The 20,634-nt window shown below is 53.6% G+C and carries 18 protein-coding genes and 2 tRNA genes; 10 read left to right on the top strand and 10 right to left on the bottom strand.

Annotation, left to right across the window (positions count from 1 at the left end; translation table 11 throughout):
• The first annotated feature begins 14 nt into the window (after positions 1 to 14).
• Positions 15 to 1,433 carry a glutamate--tRNA ligase gene (gene gltX, locus IV433_RS23855; RefSeq protein ID WP_195816222.1) on the top strand — a complete coding sequence of 473 codons (1,419 nt, stop codon included), beginning with the start codon at positions 15 to 17 and terminating at the stop codon, positions 1,431 to 1,433.
• Between the two features lie 96 nt (positions 1,434 to 1,529).
• Here the strand turns inward: gltX and IV433_RS23850 are convergent, their stop codons facing one another.
• Positions 1,530 to 2,321 (bottom strand): formate/nitrite transporter family protein, encoded by a 792-nt coding sequence (locus IV433_RS23850; protein ID WP_165058420.1) that lies wholly within the window; start codon positions 2,319 to 2,321, stop codon positions 1,530 to 1,532.
• A 353-nt stretch (positions 2,322 to 2,674) separates the two neighbouring features.
• Between IV433_RS23850 and IV433_RS23845 the strand changes: the two genes are divergently transcribed.
• Both IV433_RS23845 and IV433_RS23840 read left to right on the top strand, forming a co-directional pair.
• Positions 2,675 to 2,750: transfer RNA gene (locus tag IV433_RS23845), tRNA-Ala, on the top strand.
• A 73-nt stretch (positions 2,751 to 2,823) separates the two neighbouring features.
• A tRNA-Ala gene (locus IV433_RS23840) sits at positions 2,824 to 2,899 on the top strand.
• Between the two features lie 153 nt (positions 2,900 to 3,052).
• Here IV433_RS23840 and IV433_RS23835 read toward each other — a convergent pair.
• Positions 3,053 to 4,240, bottom strand: a complete 1,188-nt coding sequence (locus IV433_RS23835; RefSeq protein WP_195816223.1) for a NupC/NupG family nucleoside CNT transporter — start codon at positions 4,238 to 4,240, stop codon at positions 3,053 to 3,055.
• A gap of 416 nt (positions 4,241 to 4,656) precedes the next feature.
• Between IV433_RS23835 and IV433_RS23830 the strand changes: the two genes are divergently transcribed.
• Positions 4,657 to 5,886, top strand: a complete 1,230-nt coding sequence (locus tag IV433_RS23830) for an Nramp family divalent metal transporter (protein ID WP_195816224.1) — start codon at positions 4,657 to 4,659, stop codon at positions 5,884 to 5,886.
• Between the two features lie 77 nt (positions 5,887 to 5,963).
• Here IV433_RS23830 and IV433_RS23825 read toward each other — a convergent pair whose 3' ends face one another.
• Both IV433_RS23825 and mgrA read right to left on the bottom strand, forming a co-directional pair.
• Positions 5,964 to 6,386, bottom strand: a complete 423-nt coding sequence (locus IV433_RS23825; protein WP_195816225.1) for a DUF2502 domain-containing protein — start codon at positions 6,384 to 6,386, stop codon at positions 5,964 to 5,966.
• A 159-nt stretch (positions 6,387 to 6,545) separates the two neighbouring features.
• On the bottom strand, positions 6,546 to 7,535 hold the full coding sequence (gene mgrA / locus IV433_RS23820) for an L-glyceraldehyde 3-phosphate reductase (RefSeq protein ID WP_195816226.1): 990 nt from the start codon (positions 7,533 to 7,535) through the stop codon (positions 6,546 to 6,548).
• 350 nt (positions 7,536 to 7,885) lie between these two features.
• On the opposite strand from mgrA, the gene IV433_RS23815 reads away from it, so the two are divergent.
• Positions 7,886 to 9,544, top strand: a complete 1,659-nt coding sequence (locus IV433_RS23815; protein ID WP_195816227.1) for an alpha-keto acid decarboxylase family protein — start codon at positions 7,886 to 7,888, stop codon at positions 9,542 to 9,544.
• Here the strand turns inward: IV433_RS23815 and IV433_RS23810 are convergent.
• Positions 9,533 to 10,420, bottom strand: coding sequence for a LysR family transcriptional regulator (locus IV433_RS23810; protein ID WP_195816228.1), 888 nt, complete (start codon positions 10,418 to 10,420; stop codon positions 9,533 to 9,535). The two genes, IV433_RS23815 and IV433_RS23810, sit on opposite strands and share 12 nt — an antisense overlap.
• 133 nt (positions 10,421 to 10,553) lie before the next feature.
• Between IV433_RS23810 and IV433_RS23805 the strand changes: the two genes are divergently transcribed.
• Complete coding sequence (locus IV433_RS23805; RefSeq protein WP_195816229.1) at positions 10,554 to 11,027, top strand: multidrug/biocide efflux PACE transporter; 474 nt, start codon at positions 10,554 to 10,556, stop codon at positions 11,025 to 11,027.
• A 101-nt stretch (positions 11,028 to 11,128) separates the two neighbouring features.
• Positions 11,129 to 11,827: an aspartate/glutamate racemase family protein gene (locus IV433_RS23800; RefSeq protein WP_195816230.1), complete on the top strand. Its 699-nt coding sequence runs from the start codon at positions 11,129 to 11,131 to the stop codon at positions 11,825 to 11,827.
• Here IV433_RS23800 and IV433_RS23795 read toward each other — a convergent pair.
• Positions 11,824 to 13,086: an ion channel protein gene (locus IV433_RS23795; RefSeq protein WP_195816231.1), complete on the bottom strand. Its 1,263-nt coding sequence runs from the start codon at positions 13,084 to 13,086 to the stop codon at positions 11,824 to 11,826. The two genes, IV433_RS23800 and IV433_RS23795, sit on opposite strands and share 4 nt — an antisense overlap.
• A 316-nt stretch (positions 13,087 to 13,402) precedes the next feature.
• On the opposite strand from IV433_RS23795, the gene glk reads away from it, so the two are divergent.
• A complete protein-coding gene (gene glk / locus IV433_RS23790; RefSeq protein ID WP_152324491.1) occupies positions 13,403 to 14,368 on the top strand; it encodes a glucokinase in 966 nt (321 codons plus the stop codon).
• A 61-nt stretch (positions 14,369 to 14,429) separates the two neighbouring features.
• Here the strand turns inward: glk and uraH are convergent, their stop codons facing one another.
• The 3 genes from uraH to IV433_RS23775 form a co-directional block, all read right to left on the bottom strand.
• Positions 14,430 to 14,837, bottom strand: a complete 408-nt coding sequence (uraH, locus tag IV433_RS23785; RefSeq protein WP_195816232.1) for a hydroxyisourate hydrolase — start codon at positions 14,835 to 14,837, stop codon at positions 14,430 to 14,432.
• 239 nt (positions 14,838 to 15,076) lie between these two features.
• A complete protein-coding gene (locus IV433_RS23780) occupies positions 15,077 to 15,826 on the bottom strand; it encodes a LytR/AlgR family response regulator transcription factor (protein WP_195816233.1) in 750 nt (249 codons plus the stop codon).
• A 98-nt stretch (positions 15,827 to 15,924) separates the two neighbouring features.
• The gene (locus tag IV433_RS23775; RefSeq protein WP_195816234.1) at positions 15,925 to 17,628 is read right to left on the bottom strand and encodes a sensor histidine kinase; all 1,704 of its coding nucleotides are present in this window, start codon (positions 17,626 to 17,628) and stop codon (positions 15,925 to 15,927) included.
• 146 nt (positions 17,629 to 17,774) lie between these two features.
• On the opposite strand from IV433_RS23775, the gene IV433_RS23770 reads away from it, so the two are divergent.
• Both IV433_RS23770 and alaC read left to right on the top strand, forming a co-directional pair.
• Complete coding sequence (locus tag IV433_RS23770; protein ID WP_195816235.1) at positions 17,775 to 18,314, top strand: GNAT family N-acetyltransferase; 540 nt, start codon at positions 17,775 to 17,777, stop codon at positions 18,312 to 18,314.
• Positions 18,315 to 18,447: 133 nt separating this feature from the next.
• Complete coding sequence (gene alaC / locus IV433_RS23765) at positions 18,448 to 19,692, top strand: alanine transaminase (protein WP_195816236.1); 1,245 nt, start codon at positions 18,448 to 18,450, stop codon at positions 19,690 to 19,692.
• Between the two features lie 93 nt (positions 19,693 to 19,785).
• Here the strand turns inward: alaC and IV433_RS23760 are convergent, their stop codons facing one another.
• Complete coding sequence (locus IV433_RS23760) at positions 19,786 to 20,628, bottom strand: helix-turn-helix transcriptional regulator (RefSeq protein WP_195816237.1); 843 nt, start codon at positions 20,626 to 20,628, stop codon at positions 19,786 to 19,788.
• Between the last annotated feature and the right edge of the window lie 6 nt (positions 20,629 to 20,634).

Below are 20,634 nucleotides of genomic sequence, written 5' to 3'. Positions count from 1 at the left end.
AAGGTTGCACCCAGATGAAAATCAAAACCCGTTTTGCCCCAAGCCCGACCGGCTACCTGCACGTCGGTGGCGCCCGTACCGCGCTCTATTCCTGGCTCTTTGCCCGCAACCTTGGCGGTGAGTTTGTGCTGCGTATCGAAGACACCGATCTCGAACGTTCCACTCAGGAAGCGATCGACGCGATTATGGATGGCATGAACTGGCTGAATCTGGACTGGGATGAAGGCCCGTATTTCCAGACCAAACGCTTTGACCGTTATAACGCGGTGATTGATGAAATGCTGGAAAACGGCACGGCGTATAAATGCTATTGCTCTAAAGAGCGTCTGGAAGCGCTGCGTGAACATCAGATGGCCAATAATGAGAAGCCGCGTTATGACGGTCGTTGCCGCGACAGTCACGAACATCACGCCGCTGATGAGCCTTGCGTGGTGCGTTTCCGTAACCCGCAGGAAGGTTCTGTTATTTTCGACGACCAGATCCGCGGCCCGATCGAGTTCAGCAACGACGAGCTTGATGATCTGATTATCCGCCGTACCGACGGTTCTCCGACTTACAACTTCTGCGTGGTGGTAGATGACTGGGATATGGAAATCACCCACGTAATCCGTGGCGAAGACCATATCAATAACACCCCGCGTCAGATCAACATCCTGAAAGCGCTGGGTGCACCGGTACCGGTTTACGCGCACGTTTCCATGATTCTGGGTGACGACGGCAAGAAACTGTCCAAACGTCATGGTGCGGTCGGCGTGATGCAATACCGCGATGACGGTTATCTGCCGGAAGCGCTGCTGAACTATCTGGTGCGTCTGGGCTGGTCCCATGGCGATCAGGAAATCTTCAGCCGCGACGAAATGAAAGCGCTGTTCTCTCTGGAAAACGTCAGCAAATCTGCGAGTGCGTTCAACACAGAGAAACTGCAATGGCTGAATCATCACTACATCAATACGATGGATCCGCATTACGTCGCGACGCATCTGCTGTGGCACGTTGAGCAGGCTGGTATCGAAACCCGTAACGGCCCGCAGCTGTTTGAAATCGTGACCTTGCTGGGCGAACGTTGCAAAACCCTGAAAGAAATGGCGGAGTCCTGCCGTTACTTCTATGAAGATTTCGCAGAATTCGATGCCGATGCGGCGAAGAAACACCTGCGTCCTGTGGCTCGTCAGCCGCTGGAAGTGGTTCGCGCGAAACTGGCTGCGATTACTGACTGGACGGCTGAAAATATTCACCATGCGATTCAGGGCACGGCGGATGAACTGGAAGTCGGGATGGGTAAAGTCGGGATGCCACTGCGCGTTGCTGTTACCGGTGCCGGTCAGTCTCCGGGCGTTGACGTCACGGTTCACGCTATCGGCCAGAGCCGCGTGCTGGCGCGTATCGATATGGCGTTAGCCTTTATCGCTGCGCGTGAAACCCAGCAGCAGTAAGTTTTCTATTGATTCACTCAGCAGGGTGATGAACTAAAAAAAGCCAGCGCGGGAAACCGGCTGGCTTTTTTAATGCGTAAAAAACGTCAGGGCGAATTAACGTTGTTCAGTCGCAGGTGCTGCAACGGTAGGGCGGTAGGCCAGGAAATACATCAGACCCACGAAGCCCGCGCCGCCGACCGCGTTGCCGAGGAATACGGCCGCGAAGTTCGGGAAGTACTGTGACCAGCTCAGCGCACCGGCAAAGATTGCCGCAGGCACGATGAACATGTTTGCAACGACGTGCTGGAAGCCGATAGCCACGAACGCCATCACCGGGAACCACATCCCGATCACTTTGCCGCCGACTTCTTTACTGGCGAAGGCCAGCCAGATTGCCAGACACACCAGCCAGTTGCAGCCGATACCGGAAATGAAGGCGTGCATAAAGTCTGCATTCACTTTTGCGGTGGCGGTGGCGACGGTTTTGCTCAGGAACGCGCCTTCGGTCAGACCGAGAACGTGACCGAAGAAATAGGCCACGGCCAGGCTGCCCAGCAGGTTAGCGAGGGTGACCCAGAACCAGTTGCGCAGAACGGCGTAAAGGCTGATCTGACGCGCAAACCAGGCGATCGGCAAGGTCATCATGTTACCGGTCAGCAGTTCTCCCCCTGCTAAAACGGTCAGAATGATACCCACCGGGAATACGGCAGCGCCCAGCAAGTTACTGAATGAACCCCAGGATGCAGGTAACGTCCCTATTACGTGCAGATCCAGCAGGAAACCGGTGGCAATGAAGGCGCCAGCCAGGAAGCCCAAAATTAACAAATTCAACACGGAGGCATGGCTTTTATTAACGCCCGCCGTGACAGCGATGGATGCGATTTCTTTAGGTGAATACAAGGACATGAGATAGCTCGAATGGTGTAAGTTATGATTATTGCGCGAGCAGTCTATTCTGAGATTTCTCTCAAAACAAGACGATTTTCATAGTCTGCTAACATTCCATTAATCATTCAGACATAGATGTTAAGAAAATGCTTATGCAGATCAAAAAGCTAGTCGGAATGCGGGCTGGCGGGCAAATTGTAAAACAATGCATCCTGCGGGAAATTTCCGTAAGAGCAGGGCTTTTTTCCCTGTGAAATGCGAGATTTGGCGGCTTTTTCAGCGCTTGATTCCAGAAACGGATTTAGCCGTTGACAGGCCAGACTGCGTTTCATATTATGCGCCCCGTTCACTCGTTTTTACGGGTCTGAATTGGGGGTATAGCTCAGCTGGGAGAGCGCTTGCATGGCATGCAAGAGGTCAGCGGTTCGATCCCGCTTATCTCCACCAACTTTCTTACCAGAGTCAGTTGGTTTGTTCCTCAAAAGGGAACACAAGAAGTACAATGTGGACGACCTCGTGTGGGGGTATAGCTCAGCTGGGAGAGCGCTTGCATGGCATGCAAGAGGTCAGCGGTTCGATCCCGCTTATCTCCACCAAATATTAAAGAAACCCGCTTCGGCGGGTTTTTTGCTTTCTGTTCTATCCCTTTCGGTTCTATCCCTTTCGGTCCTGCCCCTTTTTGTTCCCTGAATTGCAGACATAAAAAAAGGCGCCGGAGCGCCTTTCTTTGTCGTTCTGTTGCTGCTTGCTTACGCCAGTACCAGACCCGCGATAGAAGCTGACAACACGCTGACCAGCGTTGAGCCGTACAGCAGTTTCAGGCCGAAGCGTGAAACCACGTTGCCCTGGTGTTCGTTCAGGCCTTTGATAGCACCGGCAACGATACCGATAGACGAGAAGTTCGCGAAAGACACCAGGAACACGGACAAGATGCCCACGCCGCGTGGTGACAGTTCGGTCGCGACTTTTTGCAGATCCAGCATCGCAACGAATTCATTGGAAACCAGTTTGGTTGCCATGATGCTGCCGACCTGCAAGGCTTCGTGGCTTGGCACGCCCATCATCCATGCGAATGGATAGAAGACATAACCCAGCACGCCCTGGAAGGTGATACCGAACACCACGTCGAACAGCGCATTCAGGCAGGAAATCAGTGCGATGAAACCAATCAACATGGCTGCAACGATGATCGCAACTTTGAAACCGGCCAGGATGTATTCACCCAGCATTTCAAAGAAGCTCTGACCCTGATGCGTGTTACCGATTTGCAGGTCTTCTTCTGAATCAACTTTATAAGGATTGATTAACGACAGCACGATGAAGGTACTGAACATGTTGAGTACCAGCGCAGCAACAACGAAGCGTGGTTCCAGCATGGTCATGTACGCACCCACAATCGACATAGAAACGGTCGACATAGCTGTGGCTGCCATGGTGTACATACGTTTTTCAGACATTTTGCTCAGAATATCTTTATACGCGATAAAGTTTTCTGACTGACCCAAAATCAGGGAGCTGATGGCGTTGAAAGATTCCAGTTTTCCCATGCCATTAATTTTCGACAAGACCGTACCGATGATACGGATGACGAAAGGCAGTACGCGAATGTGTTGTAAAATACCGATCAATGCGGAAATAAACACGATCGGACACAAGACTTTCAAGAAGAAGAACGCTAATCCTTTATCGCTCATGCCTCCAAATACGAAGCCGGTCCCTTCCGCAGCGAATCCTAATAATTTCTCAAACAAGTCTGAGAAGCCTTTCACAAAACCTAAACCGATAGAAGAGTTCAGGAAGAAATAGGCTAATAAGACTTCGATGACCAACAGCTGAACAATGAAACGTAAACGGATATTCTTCCGGTCACGGCTCACCAGTAAAGCGAGTGCAGCGACAACGGCCAACGCTAATACAAAGTGCAATATTCGGGACATGGGTGCTCCAAATTAGAGGCAGGCTATATTTCGACGGACATTCTATGTAACGCGTACATTTAAAACGTGAAGTCGCTTGCAAATATAGAAATTACAGACACGAATTGCAACAAATCGAGGCCTATCACACAAAAAATCAAGATGTTAATAAAACTAAGCACAGTTAGCATTCTTGTGCTAGTTTTATCATGTGCCGTAATGCGTTCTGAATCTGGCCAGTAAATGTCTGTTTTAGGAAAAAGCGTTCTGTAAGTCTTTCTGAAAGCTCACAGAATGATTAACCACTCAGTTCACACTTTGCCGCTTACGCTACTGCCTATCAGAGTAATTACTCAGATCATTCTAAATGCACTTGATAATCATTATCAATTAGCTATGATTTATGTAAGCGTAACAAACGTAAGGGTTAACTGACTATGCTGAACAGCCGGGCCGAATCTTCAGGCCGCGCAGCCAGAAAGATGAAGCTTTCACTGATGGGACCGGCGTTTATTGCCGCCATCGGTTACATCGATCCGGGCAACTTTGCGACTAACATTCAGGCCGGTGCCTCGTATGGTTACCAGTTGCTGTGGGTGGTGGTCTGGGCCAACGTCATGGCGATGTTGATCCAGCTCTTGTCTGCCAAACTGGGTATCGCCACCGGAAAAAACCTCGCCGAACACATCCGTGACCGTTTCCCGCGTCCTGCCGTCTGGGCTTACTGGGTGCAGGCAGAAATCATCGCGATGGCGACCGATCTCGCCGAATTTATCGGTGCGGCGATCGGCTTCAAATTACTTCTCGGGGTTACGCTGCTTCAGGGCGCCGTGCTCACCGGGATTGCCACCTTTATTATCCTCGGGCTGCAAAAACGCGGGCAAAAACCGCTGGAGCTGGTTATCGCCGGTTTGCTGCTGTTCGTGGCCGCCGCCTATATCGTTGAGCTGTTCTTCTCGCAGCCAAGCATGGTGGCGCTGGGCAAAGGCATGCTGATCCCTGCGCTGCCCACCAGCGATTCCGTCTATCTGGCCGCCGGTGTGCTGGGCGCAACCATCATGCCGCACGTCATTTATCTTCACTCTTCGCTGACTCAGCGCGGCGGTAAGGCATCGAAAGAACAGCGCTATTCCGCGACAAAACTCGATGTCGGTATCGCAATGACTATCGCCGGTTTTGTTAATCTGGCGATGATGGCGACCGCCGCCGCCGCGTTCCATTTCAGCGGACACAGCGGGATCAGTGAACTCGATGAAGCTTATCTGACGCTGCAACCGCTGCTCGGCCACGCCGCCGCGACGACATTTGGCCTGAGCCTGGTCGCCGCCGGTTTATCTTCCACCGTGGTCGGTACACTGGCTGGTCAGGTGGTGATGCAGGGCTTTGTGAAATTCTACATTCCGCTGTGGGTGCGCCGTACAGTCACCATGATGCCGTCTTTTATCGTGATTCTGATGGGGCTGGATGCCACACGAATTCTGGTCATGAGCCAGGTGCTGCTGAGCTTCGGGATTGCGCTGGCGCTGTTGCCGCTGCTGGCGTTTACCGGTAACCGCAGCCTGATGGGCGAAATGGTGAATACCAAAACCGTGCAGTGGGCGGGGCGCATCATTGTGCTGATTGTCGTCAGCCTCAACCTTTATCTGCTGGTCGGTATGCTGAAATAATTTCCGGCTGAAAGATTCAGGCTATAAAAAACGGGACAGTTTGCGCTGTCCCGTTTTTGTTTCTGCTATTCGCTGAATCAGTGATGATGGCCGTCATGCCCGCGATCGTGCCCGTGTCCGCGGTCATGGCCGCGACCTCTGTCCGGACCCCGCCCGTGGTCATAATGCGGACGTCCGTGGTCGCCATGGTAATAACGCGGCGGCGGCATCGGACGACGTGGCGGATGGCGATGATTCCACCAGCCCTGATCGCGCCAGCGGTAGCCGTCCCAGTAATCCCCGCGCGGGCCACGATGACCGTAATTATGGCCACGGTAACTGTTCCACCAGCTCGGGTTGCGCCAGTCGTACCCATCCCAGTAATAACCGCGACGGTCACGGTCGCCAATGCTGATGGAAAGACCGGGTGTATTGAGGCTGAAGTTGCTGGCCTGTACAGCAGGCGCGGCGGCAGGCAGCAAAGCGAACAGCAATGTTCCGAGAAGTATTGGCTTAATCATAGACGGCCCCAGATTCCTTATAATTTATGCTGACAGTTATAGGGGGAAGAGGGAGCGGGTTCTATTGCTTACAATCCTGTTTTGATTGATTTACGCGCCTTAACGGAAACCTTACGGATCCTCCATAAAGGCGCGTTTATTAAGCTGATGGGTAACCGTTTACACTAGAATTGCTTCGATGGCTGCCAGTTCTTCCGGGCTGAAATGACGGTTAGCAATCATGCCAACCGCATCATCAATTTGCCCGGTTTTGCTGGCGCCAATCAGCACGGACGTCACGCGGTCGCCGCGCAGCACCCAGGCCAGCGCCATCTGGGAAAGTTTCTGCCCGCGCGCCTGCGCAATGTCATTCAGCTTACGCACTTTCGCCAGTTTCTCTTCCGTCAGCTGGTCGGCGGTCAGGAATTTACTGTCGCTGGCCGCGCGGGAATCTTCAGGAATGCCCGCCAGATAACGGTCCGTCAGCACGCCGCCCGCCAGTGGCGAGAAGGCAATCGAACCCACGCCGTTATCCGCCAGCGTATCGAGCAAATCGGCTTCCACCCAGCGTTCGAACATTGAGTATTTTGGCTGATGGATCAGGCACGGCGTACCGAGCTGTTTGAGGATATCAAACGCTTCTTTGGCGCGGTCTGCCGGATAATTGGATAAGCCGACGTACAGTGCTTTGCCCTGACGCACGATCAAATCCAGCGCCGCCATGGTTTCTTCCAGCGGCGTGTCCGGATCCGGGCGGTGATGATAGAAGATATCCACGTAATCCAGCCCCATACGCCTCAGGCTTTGATTCAGGCTGGCAACCAGATATTTTTTCGAACCCCAGTCGCCGTAAGGGCCGTCCCACATTGTGTAACCGGCTTTGGAAGAGATGATCAGCTCGTCGCGATACGGCAGCAAATCTTCCTGCAAAATACGGCCAAAATGCTGTTCGGCAGAACCCGGAGGCGGGCCGTAGTTATTGGCAAGGTCAAAGTGGGTGATCCCGTGGTCGAAAGCATGGCGGATAAGCTTCCGGCCATTCTCAAAATGGGCGTTATCCCCGAAATTGTGCCAGAGGCCAAGGGAAACGACAGGGAGTCTTAGCCCGCTCTGGCCACAGCGGCGGTATTCCATTTTCTCGTAACGGTTGGGACTCGCTAAATACGGCATAGAGACCTTTCTTTTAAATTGTATGAATCATGTAAGAATGAGGTAAAAAGCCCTTTTAGTGTATGCGCTTTCACAAGCATTTCCAGATATTCAGATCACATCCGGAACAATCCTTATTTCCTGTTTACGTAGCGCTTGTTTGCATGAATAAAGGCGCAGCGGCGTAATTCCCGAATTTTTTATCTATTACCGTAACTGCTGAACAAAGACGCCTGCGTGATCTCAGTGCAATGCTGTAACTCTGCGTTTCCACATCCTATTTCGAATAATAAATATCCTATTCCCCTGTTTGGAGTAATACTTAGTCTAGTGGGATTAACTGTTTACTCTATTTTTAACAGAGGATCGTCATGGATAATATCTATACCGTAGGTGACTATCTCTTAGACCGCTTATCATTTAGCGGGATCTCCGAACTGTTTGGCGTGCCGGGGGATTACAACCTGAAATTCCTCGACAGCGTGATTAATCATCAGCAAATCACCTGGGTCGGCTGTACTAATGAACTTAACGCCGCGTATGGCGCAGACGGATATGCGCGTACCAAGGGTATCGGCGCGCTGCTGACGACTTTTGGCGTGGGCGAACTGAGCGCACTCAATGGCGTTGCGGGCAGTTTTGCCGAATATGTTCCGGTGATCCACATTGTCGGGTCACCGGCGCTGGCCTCGCAGCGCAAAGGCGAACTGATGCACCACACGCTGGGCGACGGCAATTTCGGCCACTTCATGCGGATGTCGCAACCGGTGAGCGTCGCGCAAGCCGCGCTGACGCCGGAAAATGCGCTGTCTGAAATCGACCGCGTGATTGAAGAAGTGATCTACCACTCGCGTCCGGGCTATATTTTGCTGCCCAGCGACGTCGCTGCGTTGCCGGTCAGCACCAGAGCCCACGCGCTCCCGGCGCGTCAGCCGCCATTTTCGCCATCTTCCCTGGAAGCTTTTGTTGCCGCCGCTGAAACTCAGTTGCGCGATGCAAGACGCGTTTCGCTGCTCGCGGATTTCCTTGCCGACCGCTTTGACGTCAAAGCCGCGCTGGAAGAGTGGATGGAAGAAGTGCCGCTGCCGCACGCCACCTTGCTGATGGGCAAAGGACTGTTTAACGAGCAGCAAACGAATTTCGCCGGAACCTATTCCGGCGCAGGCAGCGCGGCGTCAACCCGCGAGGCCATTGAAGGCGCGGATGTGGTGATTAACGTCGGGGTGAAATTTACCGACACGATCACCGCCGGATTTACCCAGCAACTCCCCGACGGCAAATGCATTGATCTCCAGCCATTTTCTGCCCGCGTGGGCGATCAGATTTTCCACCAGTTACCGATAGCTAAAACCGTCAGCGTCCTGCATCGTCTGACCGCGGAACTGGCTTCCGGCTGGCAACCCTACCCGGTGAAACGCACGGCGCTGCCTGCCTCGCACGAAGGACATTTCGGGCAATACGAATTCTGGCAGCAGATTCAGGATTTTCTGCAACCGGGCGATATTCTGGTCGCCGAGCAGGGCACCGCATGTTTCGGCGCGGCGGCGCTGAACCTGCCGGAAGATTGCCAGTTTGTGGTCCAGCCGTTGTGGGGCTCGATTGGTTTCACGCTGCCCGCCGCGTTTGGCGTACAGATTGCGGCTCCCGCGCGCCGCGTGGTGTTGCTCATCGGCGACGGTTCTGCACAACTGACCCTGCAGGGGCTGGGCGCGGCGATCCGCTATGGTTTGCCGCCGGTGATTTTCGTCATTAATAATGACGGCTACACGGTTGAGCGGGCGATCCACGGCGAAACGCAGCGCTACAACGACATCGCGCAGTGGAACTGGACGCAGTTCCCGTCGGCATTTGGCGGCAAAGATGTTTTCACCGCGCGGGCCGATTCTCCGCAGGCGCTGAAAGAGGCGATAGAGAAAGCCGGTGCGCATCGCCAGATGGCCTGGATTGAAGTGGTTCTGCCGAAAATGGACATCCCCGAACTGTTAAGTTCGGTGACAAAATCGCTGGCGAAACGTAACTCAGGGCAATAAATCGTCGTCCGTTTCCGGCGGGTCAATCAGCTGGTCGATGAACCAGCTTCCCGCCGGGCCGGGCTGATTATTTTTACTCCACACCGCATCCACGGAAATCTTCTTCGGCCAGCCGCGCAACGGCAGTGTCACCAGTTTGTCATGCCCGAACTGTTTCACCAGCCAGTGCGGCAGCGTCGCCCAGCCAAATCCCTGTTCCGCCATTTCCAAAAGCATCAGATAACTGGGCGCTGACCACACCTGACCCTGCGCGCGCGGCATTTCGCGACGGCTGTATGGCTGCAAACACAGCTCGCGAAACGTGTGTAACTGCTCGGGTTGCAGGCTCTCCATTTTCGCCAGCGGGTGTTCACGGCTGCAAAAAATCGACATATCCGTCTGCTCGGGCAGACGCGCCGCGCCGATATCCGGCGGATAACTCGCCTGCGCTTCCACCATGCCGATATGCGCGCGACCTGACTGCAACAGCTCAATGACGTCCTGATCTTCGGCAATCTGACATTCAAATTCGATATCCGGATAACGCTGCTCAAACCGGCGCAGCAGCGCTTCGTGATGGGTCGGCTGATAGGTATCGGAAAGCACAAACGTCAGGCGGGTTTCCGGCTGCGTGGATAACCGCACGGCCAGCTCATCAAGGCGCTCGCTGGCGGCCAGAATGGCCTGAACGTGGCTCAGAACGCGCTGTCCGGCGGGCGTCAGCACCGGATGGCGGCTCTGCCGGTCGAACAGCGTCACGCCTAAATCCACTTCCAGATTGGCAATCGCCGTGCTGACCGTCGACTGGCTTTTGCGCAATTTGCGCGCGGCGGCGGAGAAAGATCCGGCGTCAGCCGCCTCCACAAACGCCGTCAGGGCTTCCGGTGAATAGCGCATAAGCAACTCTCCTGTGATTTTAATCCATCTATTTTATCGATACTTACTATCTTTTATCCATCTCATTTAGTGATGATAATGCCCGCCTGTGACAACCGTCACCCATTAATTATCAGGAATCAGGCAGGTTTTTATGTCTAAGCAAACACGCAATTCATCTCAGAAAACATTGGGCGAGCGCATCTTTCATGCCGTCGGCTTCGAGACGCTGGCCGTCCTGATCTCCGCCCCGGTCGCCGCATGGGCGCTGAATAAACCGATCTGGGAAATGGGCGCGCTGGCTATCATGTTGTCGACGACGGCGATGGTGTGGAACATTATTTACAACACCTTCTTCGACAAATTCTGGCCGGTGACCCGCGTGGTGCGAACGCTGAAAATCCGTATTGCTCACGCGCTGGGTTTCGAGGGCGGGTTCATTCTGATTGGCCTGCCGATTGCCGCGCTGTGGCTGGGTATCGGCCTGCTCGACGCGTTTATGCTGGAAATCGGGTTCTTCCTGTTCTTCCTGCCGTACACCGTGGCGTATAACTGGCTGTACGACACGCTGCGCCAGCGCTGGATGCAGCGCCGCGAAATGGTTCAGGATTGCCCGACCAGGCATTAATTCCCGCTGGCCTTCGCCCGAAAAAAGCCCGCAGACATTTTCTTTGTTTGCGGGCTTTTTGTCGGTTATGGTTTTGTCACGCAGACAAAAGGGAAGAAGAAATGAAAACGTTAGGGCTGATTGGCGGCATGAGTTGGGAATCCACCGTGCCGTATTACCGGATGATTAACGAACACGTGAAACAACAGCTAGGTGGATTACACTCGGCCAAACTGTTTCTCTACAGCGTCGATTTCTACGAAATTGAAAAGCTGCAAATGGCAGGTGACTGGCAGCAGGCGGGCGAACTTCTTGGCAACGCGGCCCACTCGCTGGCGCGCGCCGGGGCTGATGTCATTGTGGTCTGCACGAATACGATGCACAAAGTGGCCGGGGATATTGAGCGGATTGGCGGCCTGCCGTTGCTGCACATTGCTGATGCCACCGCCGGAAAAATCAAAGCGCAGGGGCTGAAGAAAATTGGCCTGCTGGGCACGCGTTTCACCATGGAACAGGATTTTTACCGCGGGCGCTTACAGGAACAGCATCAGATTGATGTCGTGACGCCGGACGCCGGTGACCGCGAAATCATCCATCGGATTATCTACGAAGAGCTCTGTCTGGGGATTATCCGGGACGAATCACGCGGGGAATACCGGCGGATTATTGCCAGCCTCGAACAGCAGGGCGTCGAAGGTATTATTTTCGGTTGCACCGAAATCACCCTGCTGGTCGGCGCTGAAGACGCGGGCGTTCCCGTTTTCGACACCACCGCCATTCACGCGCTGGCAGCGGCCGAGTTCGCCCTGAAAGACCATTAATCAGCGTCTGAATCTTGACGGCGTAATGACTGTTTCGCCACCAGCATCAGTGGCTTACCGGCCAGCATCAGCCAGGCCGGTAACATCACGATACACAGCAGCGGCAGCAATTTAAGCCCCGGTACCACGGCGGCAGCCATAAACAGGCTGAGCCAGCCATCGCGCGTGACCACCAAAACCATGCCCATCACGGCGCAGGAAACTGTGACCGCCGCCGGCACATCCGGGGCGTACTGATGCAACATCAGGCCCAGTGAAACCCCGACGAACACTGCCGGGAAAATACGCCCGCCACGAAAACCACAGGCCGCAGCGACCACTAACGCCGCCAGCTTGGTAAGCGTGATCGCCAGCAGCGGCCCCATCTCAAACAGCTGATTTGAATGCGCCAGCTCCTTCATCTCATCGAGCCCTTTGAACAGCGTGATTTCTCCGCCAATCAGCGCCAGCAGCCCGAGCACAAACCCGCCGAGACCCAGCCGCAGCACAGGATTCTGAATACTGTTAAACAACCGGTGCATATGCGGGAAAAGCCAGACGGCGAGCATCCCCAGCGCAATCGCAATTAACACCACCACCGAACCGCTGAAAATATCAATCAGCCGCGAGCTGTCATAAGGCGGAATGGTCAGCGAGAAGTCAGGCTGGAAAAACTGATCGGTGGTAATCGCCCCCGCACCCGCGGCGAGCAGCGGCGCGAAAAGCCGGTCCCACAGCGGCACATCTTTATTGGTGCCCAGCGTTTGCGAGAAAATCAGCGCGGCGGCGATCGGCGTACCAAACAACGCACCGATGGTGCCGGCGGCAGCCAGAATCACCCAGTCGGTGGTCGGTACTTTCGGCATAAACCGCGCGCCAAACGCGGCGGCCAGCGCAATGTTAATCACGGTAATCGGATATTCAGGGCCGAGACTGACGCCCCCGGCCAGCCCCAGCATTAAGGCTAACGCCAGACCGGTCAGTGAACTGACTGCAACCGGCGCGCCAATCAGCGATTCGGTCGCCGGATCTGGCCCCGCGTGGCCCGGCATATATTTAATTAATGCGCCCACGCCGATCCCGGTCAGCGTCAGCATAAACAGCGTCCAGCTGGCGGACTGAGTATTCACATTTAAAACCGCGGGAATGTTTTGCCAAAGCAAAGTTTGTAACGCACCGGCAAGCATCATAATGGCGACCAGAATCAGGCTCGACAGCACGCCGATAATGATCGCAGGCAACGCAAAGGCCAGCATGAGTCTGGCGCGGGGATGAAACATGCAAGTATTTCCTTATTTTATAGTTTTGTTTGCCCTAATAGCTTAGATGAAACTCAGCAAGGTCTGTTTACCGGCGGTCGACATTATTTTGTGTGACATGCCGCATAAATGTGCGTTGGTTCAAAACTGCGTTGCAGCGTATAGCAATTACCGCTATTTTGCCCACACGAATCTGTAAGCTTTGCCCCGCTGGCAGGCTTTCGCCGGTCGTTAAGTGATGTGCAGCTTACATCAGCGCGGCCGGCAGCGTACTCTTTAGCACAGCAGCTTTTGCGCGGGTGCGCAGCATAACGAATTTACTTTTGTGGAGAATAACATGACCAAATACTCCCTGGTGGGCGATGTCGGGGGCACCAACTGCCGCCTGGCGCTTTGCGCTTTGGACAGCGGTGAGATTTCTCAGTCGAAGACCTTCTCCGGGCTGGAATATGACAGCCTCGAAGCCACGGTTCGTGAGTATCTTTCGCAGCAGCAACAGGAAGTTGAGGATGCATGTATCGCGATTGCCTGCCCGATTACCGGAGACTGGGTTGCGATGACAAACCACACCTGGGCCTTCTCCATTGCGGAAATGAAGAAAAGCCTCGGGTTGAAACATCTGGAAGTGATTAACGATTTCACCGCCGTTTCCATGGCGATCCCAATGCTCAAAGAAGCGGATTTGCTACAGTTTGGCGGCAAAAAAGCGCAGGACGGAAAACCGGCGGTGATTTACGGCGCGGGCACTGGTCTGGGGGTTGCGCATCTGATCCACGCCAACAAACAGTGGATGAGTTTGCCGGGCGAGGGCGGTCATGTTGATTTCGCACCAAACAGCGAAGAAGAAGACATTATTCTGGAACAGCTGCGCACCGAAATGGGCCACGTTTCTGCGGAACGCATTTTGTCAGGGCCGGGGCTGGTGAATCTGTACCGCGCCATTGTGAAATCCGATAACCGCGTGCCGGAAAACTTCAAACCTAAAGATGTCACCGAGCTGGCGCTGTCAGACGAAAACGTCGACTGCCGCCGCGCGCTGTCATTATTCTGCGTCATCATGGGCCGTTTTGGCGGCAATCTGGCGCTGAACATGGGGACGTTTGGCGGGGTATATATCGCGGGCGGGATTGTGCCGCGCTTCCTGGAGTTCTTCAAAGCCTCTGGTTTCCGTGCGGCGTTTGAAGATAAAGGGCGTTTCAAAGATTATCTGATGGATATTCCGGTGTTTCTGATCACCCACGATCAGCCGGGATTACTGGGCGCAGGTGCCTATCTGCGTCAGTCGATTGGTTTGACGATTTAATGCTATCCAGGCTCTCCCTTGTGAAGGGAGAGCCTGGATAATCGTTATTTCTTTTCTGTTATTAATTCCCGCGATAAGTCGAGAAACCGTAAGGACTGACAAGCAGAGGAATGTGATAGTGAGGCACTGAGCCATCCGCTTTAAAAATAACAGGGATCTCCGGGAAAAAAGAAGCGGTATGATGCTTTTCAAACCATTCTCCGGTTTTAAACGTCACCCTATAATTGCCTTTTTCCATCACATTTTCATTGGGATACAGTGCAGGAATTCTTCCCTGTTCATTAGTTACCCCGCTGCTTAGCTGCACCCATTTGTTACCTTCCTGCTTCTCGAGCGATACGCTTACGCCTTCAGATGGCAGGCCGTTTTGCAGGTTTAAAACATGGACGCTGAGAGGATTTGCTGCTAAAGCAGATGTCAGACACAGGGCATTGATAATACCGGCGAGTAATAATTTCTTTTTAAACATATGTTCGTCCTTTTGAACTCAAGGTTATTTGTTAATAACGCAGAATATTTTGCAGAGTTATATTTTTTGTTTTCCTCATCACAGACATGAGAAAGTACAAAATATCCTCTGCCTTGACGAAACAAAGTCTACTTTTTACTGACTAACCCCAAGATGACGGGTTGATGACATTTTTGTAATAATTCAGATTCAGAGAGTGACAGAGCACTTCCTCCGCCTCAAAAATGCCCTGTCCTGCATCAGAACCGCATTAACTGCCTGAATTCCTTCACCTTGCTCCGGCTGACCGGCACTTCGAAATCCAGATCGCTTAACCGCAAAATGTAGGTGTTGTTAAACCACGGCACAATCTCGCGGATTTTCGACAAATTCACGCAATACGAACGGTGGCAGCGGAAAAAATGCTCCTCCGGCAGGCGGTTGCACAGTTCCGTGATATTCATCGGCATGGTGAATTCTTCTTTGCGGGTATACACCTGCGTCACCTTTTCCTGCGCGGCTGCGTAATAAATATCGTTAATGTCCGTCACGATAATGCGCTCATCTTTGATGAGATTAATGCTGTGGCTGACGCGCGGCGCGTTACTCGGCGCGGGCGCGGAAGCTTCCTGCTTATCCTGGCTGTCGCGCTGGAAATGCGATTCGAGTTTTTGCAGCATCGTGACGATGCGGGATTCGTGATAAGGCTTGAGAATGTAGTCAAACGCTTCGATTTCAAAGGCTTCCGCGGCGTGTTCTTTGTAGGCTGTGATAAACACAATGTAAGGTTTATGCGCAAACTTACTGATATTTTGCGCCAGCAAAACACCGTCGAGCGAAGGAATGCTGATATCGAGGAAAATCGCATCGACTTCATGGGTTTGCAGATATTTCAGCACATCCAGCCCGTCATCGAATATCGCTTCAATTTTGATGTTGCTGTGCGTGTTAATCAGATAACTCAGTTCTTCCTGAGCCGGTATTTCATCTTCGACGATAATGGCTTTCATGGAATATTCCCCGATGCATTCGCCCGAAACGCGGGCGGCAGGTTAAATGCTTCAAAAAAATGATAATTAGCGAACAGTGACTGCACGGTTCTTCCGCTTCAGGCTATTTTGCTCTCAGGGGCATTTGCCACAGGGGAAGAGGCCCTGGTAATTAAAAATGAAATATCTGTCCCCGGTTCAAGGCGGCGGATTGTCAGCCCCTGACCGTACAACAACGAAACGCGGTGATGCACATTCAGCAGGCCGATTTTATTGCCCGGCATTTCGTTGCGCTCAACGCGGTCAATGGTTTCCTGATTGATGCCGTGGCCGGTGTCTTTCACTGAAACCTTCACGCCGTCGGGCTGATGTTTTACTGAAATCACCACCACACCTTTCCCGCTGCACTTCTGGATCCCGTGGACGATAGCATTCTCCACCAGCGGCTGGATCAGCAGGCTGGGGATTTTCACCGAAATATCGTCGTCAATGTCATAAATCACCGTCAGCTTGCTGCCAAACCGCGCCTGCTCGATGGCGATGTAATCCTGCACCTGATGCAGTTCCTTGCGCAGATCAATCAGCTCATCATTCAGTTCCAGGTTATAACGCAAATAGCGGGAAAGATTGATGATCAGCTGCCGCGCGACGTCAGGGCGGGCGCGTATTGAAGACGAAATGGCATTCAGCGCATTAAACAGAAAGTGCGGGTTAATTTTACTTTGCAGGGCGCGCATTTCAGCTTTATTCGCCATTTCACGCAGCTGCTCGGTGCGCGAAACTTCCATCTGCGTCGACATAATTTGCGACAGCCCGATCGCCATGACTTTCAGCGAATAGGTTATGCGGTGCGGATCGCAATAATAGATTTTCAGGGAACCGGTCACTTCGCCTTTTTCCCACAGCGGGATAATAATCAGCGAGTGAATTTGTGGCGTGCGGTGCATCTCATCGTTATTTTTGACGGTAATCTGGCCGCTTTCCAGCGTGGCCTTGGTCATCTCGCTGAGCGCTTCGTGGCCGATATTGTATTCTTCCGCGCCCGTGCCGACGTAGGCAAGAATATTTCTGGTATCGGTAATGGCGACGGCATCGGCGTCGATATCATCGCGGATAATCCGGCAGATGCTGTCTAACGATTCAGCATTGATATTCCTGAAGTAGGGCAGCGTTTTATTGGCAATATCCAGCGCCAGCCGCGCCTGCCGGGCGGCAATCACCTCTTTTTCATCCTCGACGCTTTGCACCAAAATCACGATAAGACCAATCGAGCTGGCACCAAGGATCAGCGGCGCGGCGATATTCATCACGATATCCAGCCCGAGTGAAAACGGGCGGGCCATCAGCAAAATCAGGATCATCGTCAGCGTTTCGCACAGCATGCCGGCCAGAATACCGACTTTCCAGTGCAGCGCTTTTTTGACTTTTTTATTGATATAGCCAGAAAGAAAACCGGCGGTAATACTGGTGATCAGACACGGAATGGACGTCGGCCCGTGAATGTCGATAAGAAAACGGTGAGTACCCGAAATCACGCCGGTAATAATACCGACCCACGGGCCGAACAGAATGCCGCCGGACATGATGGCGATGGTCCGCACGTTAATCAGCGAGCCTTCAACGTTAATCCCCGAAAGTGTGCCGAAAATCGCAAACAGCGAGAAAATCGCGGTCACCGCCGCCAGTTCCAGCGCCGTATGGTTATCATTTTCTTTGTGCAGCAATTTACGGAACAGCGGGGTACGCGTGAGGAAGAACAGACAGATGAGCATCAGCGCCGCACGGTCAAAGACCGCCAGCAGCATATCAAACATGTGAGGCATGGTGATTTCTCTGCACAGTAATACATATCTGTGCCAAATGGATTCAACCGTTATTATAAATAAAAGGTCAGAGATTCACCACCAAAGGACGGAATGCGGTCCGGTTCAGGTCCAGAATGCTAACTAAAAATGGAGAACAGCCAGAAATGATCTCGTTATCAACGCCGCGGCTTATCATGCAGCCAATCCAGACTGACGACTGGGCGTTCTTTTTGCGGTTGTACCAGACGCCGGAAGTCATGCGTTTTATCGGCGATATCGAAACGCCCGCGCAGGTTCACAGCCGTTTTGAGCAGCGTCTTGGCAACTGGGATCGCTACTGCGATTTCTGGCTCTGCCTGCTGATCCGCGAAAAAGAAACCGGCGCGGCGGTGGGGCTGACCGGATTTTTCCCCGACTGGCGTCCGTATCAGCAGGCGGAAGTGGGCTTTATTCTGGCACCGGAACATCAGCGCAAAGGCTATGCGGTCGAGTCATTACGCGAAGTATTAAATTTTGCTTTCGACCAGTGCGGATTCCACCGTTTGCAGGCCAACGTGCTGGAAGGTAACGACGCATCGCGACGGGTGCTGGAGAAATGCGGTTTTCAGTATGAAGGCAGGCTGCGTGACAGCTACCGCATTGGCGACGACTGGAAAAACGACTGGCTGCTGGGGCTGCTTGCCAGCGATACGCGCGCTGAGTGATAAATCCCCGTAGTTAAAAAAATGTTGCTCAATCTCTCGACAGATTTTTTCCTCTGCGATATGTTCGTTGAAGGCCGCAACGCGGCCAGCGTCGCTCGGACGGTCCGGGCGCTTACGTATCCCAGAGGAAATTATGGCTGATTCCAGTTCACCCCGTCGTTTTTCACGTATTGATCGTCTTCCCCCTTATGTTTTCAACATTACTGCTGAGCTGAAAATGGCCGCACGCCATCGTGGCGAGGACATCATCGATTTCAGTATGGGGAATCCTGACGGCCCGACACCGCCACACATCGTGGAAAAACTGGTGCAGGTTGCGCAGCGTGAAGACACGCACGGTTACTCGACATCCCGCGGCATTCCGCGTCTTCGCCGGGCGATTTCCCGCTGGTATGCCGACCGCTATCAGGTTGAAATCGATCCGGAAAGCGAAGCTATCGTTACCATCGGGTCGAAAGAAGGGCTGGCGCATCTGATGCTGGCAACGCTCGATCACGGTGATACCGTTCTGGTGCCAAACCCAAGTTATCCGATCCACATCTACGGTGCAGTGATTGCCGGTGCGCAGGTGCGCTCCGTGCCGCTGGCGGAAGGTGTGGATTTCTTTGCCGAGCTGGAAAAAGCCATTCGCGAAACCATTCCGCGTCCGAAAATGATGATCCTTGGTTTCCCGTCGAACCCGACGGCGCAATGCGTGGAACTTGATTTCTTCGAGCGCGTGGTGGCGCTGGCAAAACAGTACAACGTACTGGTGATCCACGATCTGGCGTATGCCGATATCGTGTATGACGGCTGGAAAGCGCCGTCGATCATGCAGGTGCCGGGCGCAAAAGATATCGCGGTGGAATTCTTCACGCTGTCCAAAAGCTACAACATGGCGGGTTGGCGTATCGGCTTTATGGTCGGCAATCCTGAGCTGGTCAGCGCGCTGGCGCGAATCAAGAGTTATCACGATTACGGCACATTTACCCCGTTGCAGGTGGCGGCGATTGCGGCGCTGGAAGGCGATCAGCAGTGCGTGAAAGACATTGCCGAACAATATCGTCAGCGCCGAAACGTGCTGGTGCGCGGGCTGCACGAGGCGGGTTGGATGGTGGAAAATCCGAAAGCGTCGATGTACGTCTGGGCGAAAATCCCGCCTGTGTATGCCCATCTAGGCTCGCTGGAATTCGCCAAACGCCTGCTGGCGGATGCGAAAGTCTGCGTGTCGCCGGGCATTGGTTTCGGTGATTACGGCGATACCCATGTGCGTTTCGCCTTAATCGAAAATCAGGATCGCATCCGTCAGGCGGTGCGCGGCATTAAAGCGATGTTCCGCGCCGATGGCCTGCTGACACCGAAAAAAGCCGGTAACGAACCGGCCGCTGAATCGGAATAGTTTTTAAAAGTACTGAAAACCAAAAGCATAAAAGCCAGTCATCTGAGGTGACTGGCTTTTTTTATTCACGGGTTTTTATTCACGACTCTTTGTTTAACGGATGTCAGCAGGTGAACAGCCAAACCGCTCGCGAAAACGCAGGGAAAACCGCGAACTGGCGCGATAGCCGCACGCATCGGCGATTTGTGACAGGCTCCAGCGCGTGGTTTGCAGCAGGGTCATGGCGTGATGCATGCGGATATCCTGCAACAATGTCCGGAAGCTGATTTGCTCTTCCACCAGCCGCCGCCGCAGCGTGGCTTCACTCATAGCCAGTTGCTGGCTGGCGCTGGCGGCGGTCCAGGCAAATTCCGGCGCGGAAGCCAGCAGCGTGGTCAGCCGGGTGCCCAGCGGTTCACCGGCGCGCGGCATGAATAAAATTCCGCGCTCCGCCAGCGCGATCAGTACGCCGGTCAGACGGTTTTGCTGCACCGCCGTGCTGGCCGGATTTTTCAGACCGTGCAGACAATAATCCAGCGTTTCCTGTAATTCATCGTCCGGCGGTACGATCTGAAAGCCGTTAAGCGGCGTAAGCGGCGCCAGAAGCGGGGCATTATCGCGGTAAAACCCGGCGATCAGCGCAGGCGAAAATCCGAGAAACAGCGACGAGAAAATCCCGCTTTCCGCACTGACGGTTTTGCTGACGTGCGCCTGCGTATGTTGCGAAATCACCATCAGATGCGGCGTGTTCCCCAGCTTCACCGGCGCGTCGTGCTCATGACTCAGCGTCAGTTGCCCGGAATTCACCCGCAGCAGCGATGGCTCGAAAAACCGGAAACTGGACACCTGATGCGGCTGTTGCAGATAAGGCAGCGCCAGCGAAAAAAGCCGGTCGTGGATGACCGGCAGTTGGTTTGGCAGAAGATTCCCTGCATTGCTGCGACCTTCAGAGGGCATAGTATC

Source organism: Rahnella laticis, from assembly GCF_015644585.1.
Classification (GTDB): domain Bacteria; phylum Pseudomonadota; class Gammaproteobacteria; order Enterobacterales; family Enterobacteriaceae; genus Rahnella; species Rahnella laticis.
This window is presented reverse-complemented; position numbering and strand designations above follow the sequence as displayed.

Coding starts and splice junctions, on each gene's coding strand:
- gltX (WP_195816222.1), top strand. CDS start 15: ATGAAAATCAAAACCCGTTTTGCCCCAAGCCCGACCGGCTACCTGCAC.
- IV433_RS23850 (WP_165058420.1), bottom strand. CDS start 2,321: ATGTCCTTGTATTCACCTAAAGAAATCGCATCCATCGCTGTCACGGCG.
- IV433_RS23835 (WP_195816223.1), bottom strand. CDS start 4,240: ATGTCCCGAATATTGCACTTTGTATTAGCGTTGGCCGTTGTCGCTGCA.
- IV433_RS23830 (WP_195816224.1), top strand. CDS start 4,657: ATGCTGAACAGCCGGGCCGAATCTTCAGGCCGCGCAGCCAGAAAGATG.
- IV433_RS23825 (WP_195816225.1), bottom strand. CDS start 6,386: ATGATTAAGCCAATACTTCTCGGAACATTGCTGTTCGCTTTGCTGCCT.
- mgrA (WP_195816226.1), bottom strand. CDS start 7,535: ATGCCGTATTTAGCGAGTCCCAACCGTTACGAGAAAATGGAATACCGC.
- IV433_RS23815 (WP_195816227.1), top strand. CDS start 7,886: ATGGATAATATCTATACCGTAGGTGACTATCTCTTAGACCGCTTATCA.
- IV433_RS23810 (WP_195816228.1), bottom strand. CDS start 10,420: ATGCGCTATTCACCGGAAGCCCTGACGGCGTTTGTGGAGGCGGCTGAC.
- IV433_RS23805 (WP_195816229.1), top strand. CDS start 10,554: ATGTCTAAGCAAACACGCAATTCATCTCAGAAAACATTGGGCGAGCGC.
- IV433_RS23800 (WP_195816230.1), top strand. CDS start 11,129: ATGAAAACGTTAGGGCTGATTGGCGGCATGAGTTGGGAATCCACCGTG.
- IV433_RS23795 (WP_195816231.1), bottom strand. CDS start 13,086: ATGTTTCATCCCCGCGCCAGACTCATGCTGGCCTTTGCGTTGCCTGCG.
- glk (WP_152324491.1), top strand. CDS start 13,403: ATGACCAAATACTCCCTGGTGGGCGATGTCGGGGGCACCAACTGCCGC.
- uraH (WP_195816232.1), bottom strand. CDS start 14,837: ATGTTTAAAAAGAAATTATTACTCGCCGGTATTATCAATGCCCTGTGT.
- IV433_RS23780 (WP_195816233.1), bottom strand. CDS start 15,826: ATGAAAGCCATTATCGTCGAAGATGAAATACCGGCTCAGGAAGAACTG.
- IV433_RS23775 (WP_195816234.1), bottom strand. CDS start 17,628: ATGCCTCACATGTTTGATATGCTGCTGGCGGTCTTTGACCGTGCGGCG.
- IV433_RS23770 (WP_195816235.1), top strand. CDS start 17,775: ATGATCTCGTTATCAACGCCGCGGCTTATCATGCAGCCAATCCAGACT.
- alaC (WP_195816236.1), top strand. CDS start 18,448: ATGGCTGATTCCAGTTCACCCCGTCGTTTTTCACGTATTGATCGTCTT.
- IV433_RS23760 (WP_195816237.1), bottom strand. CDS start 20,628: ATGCCCTCTGAAGGTCGCAGCAATGCAGGGAATCTTCTGCCAAACCAA.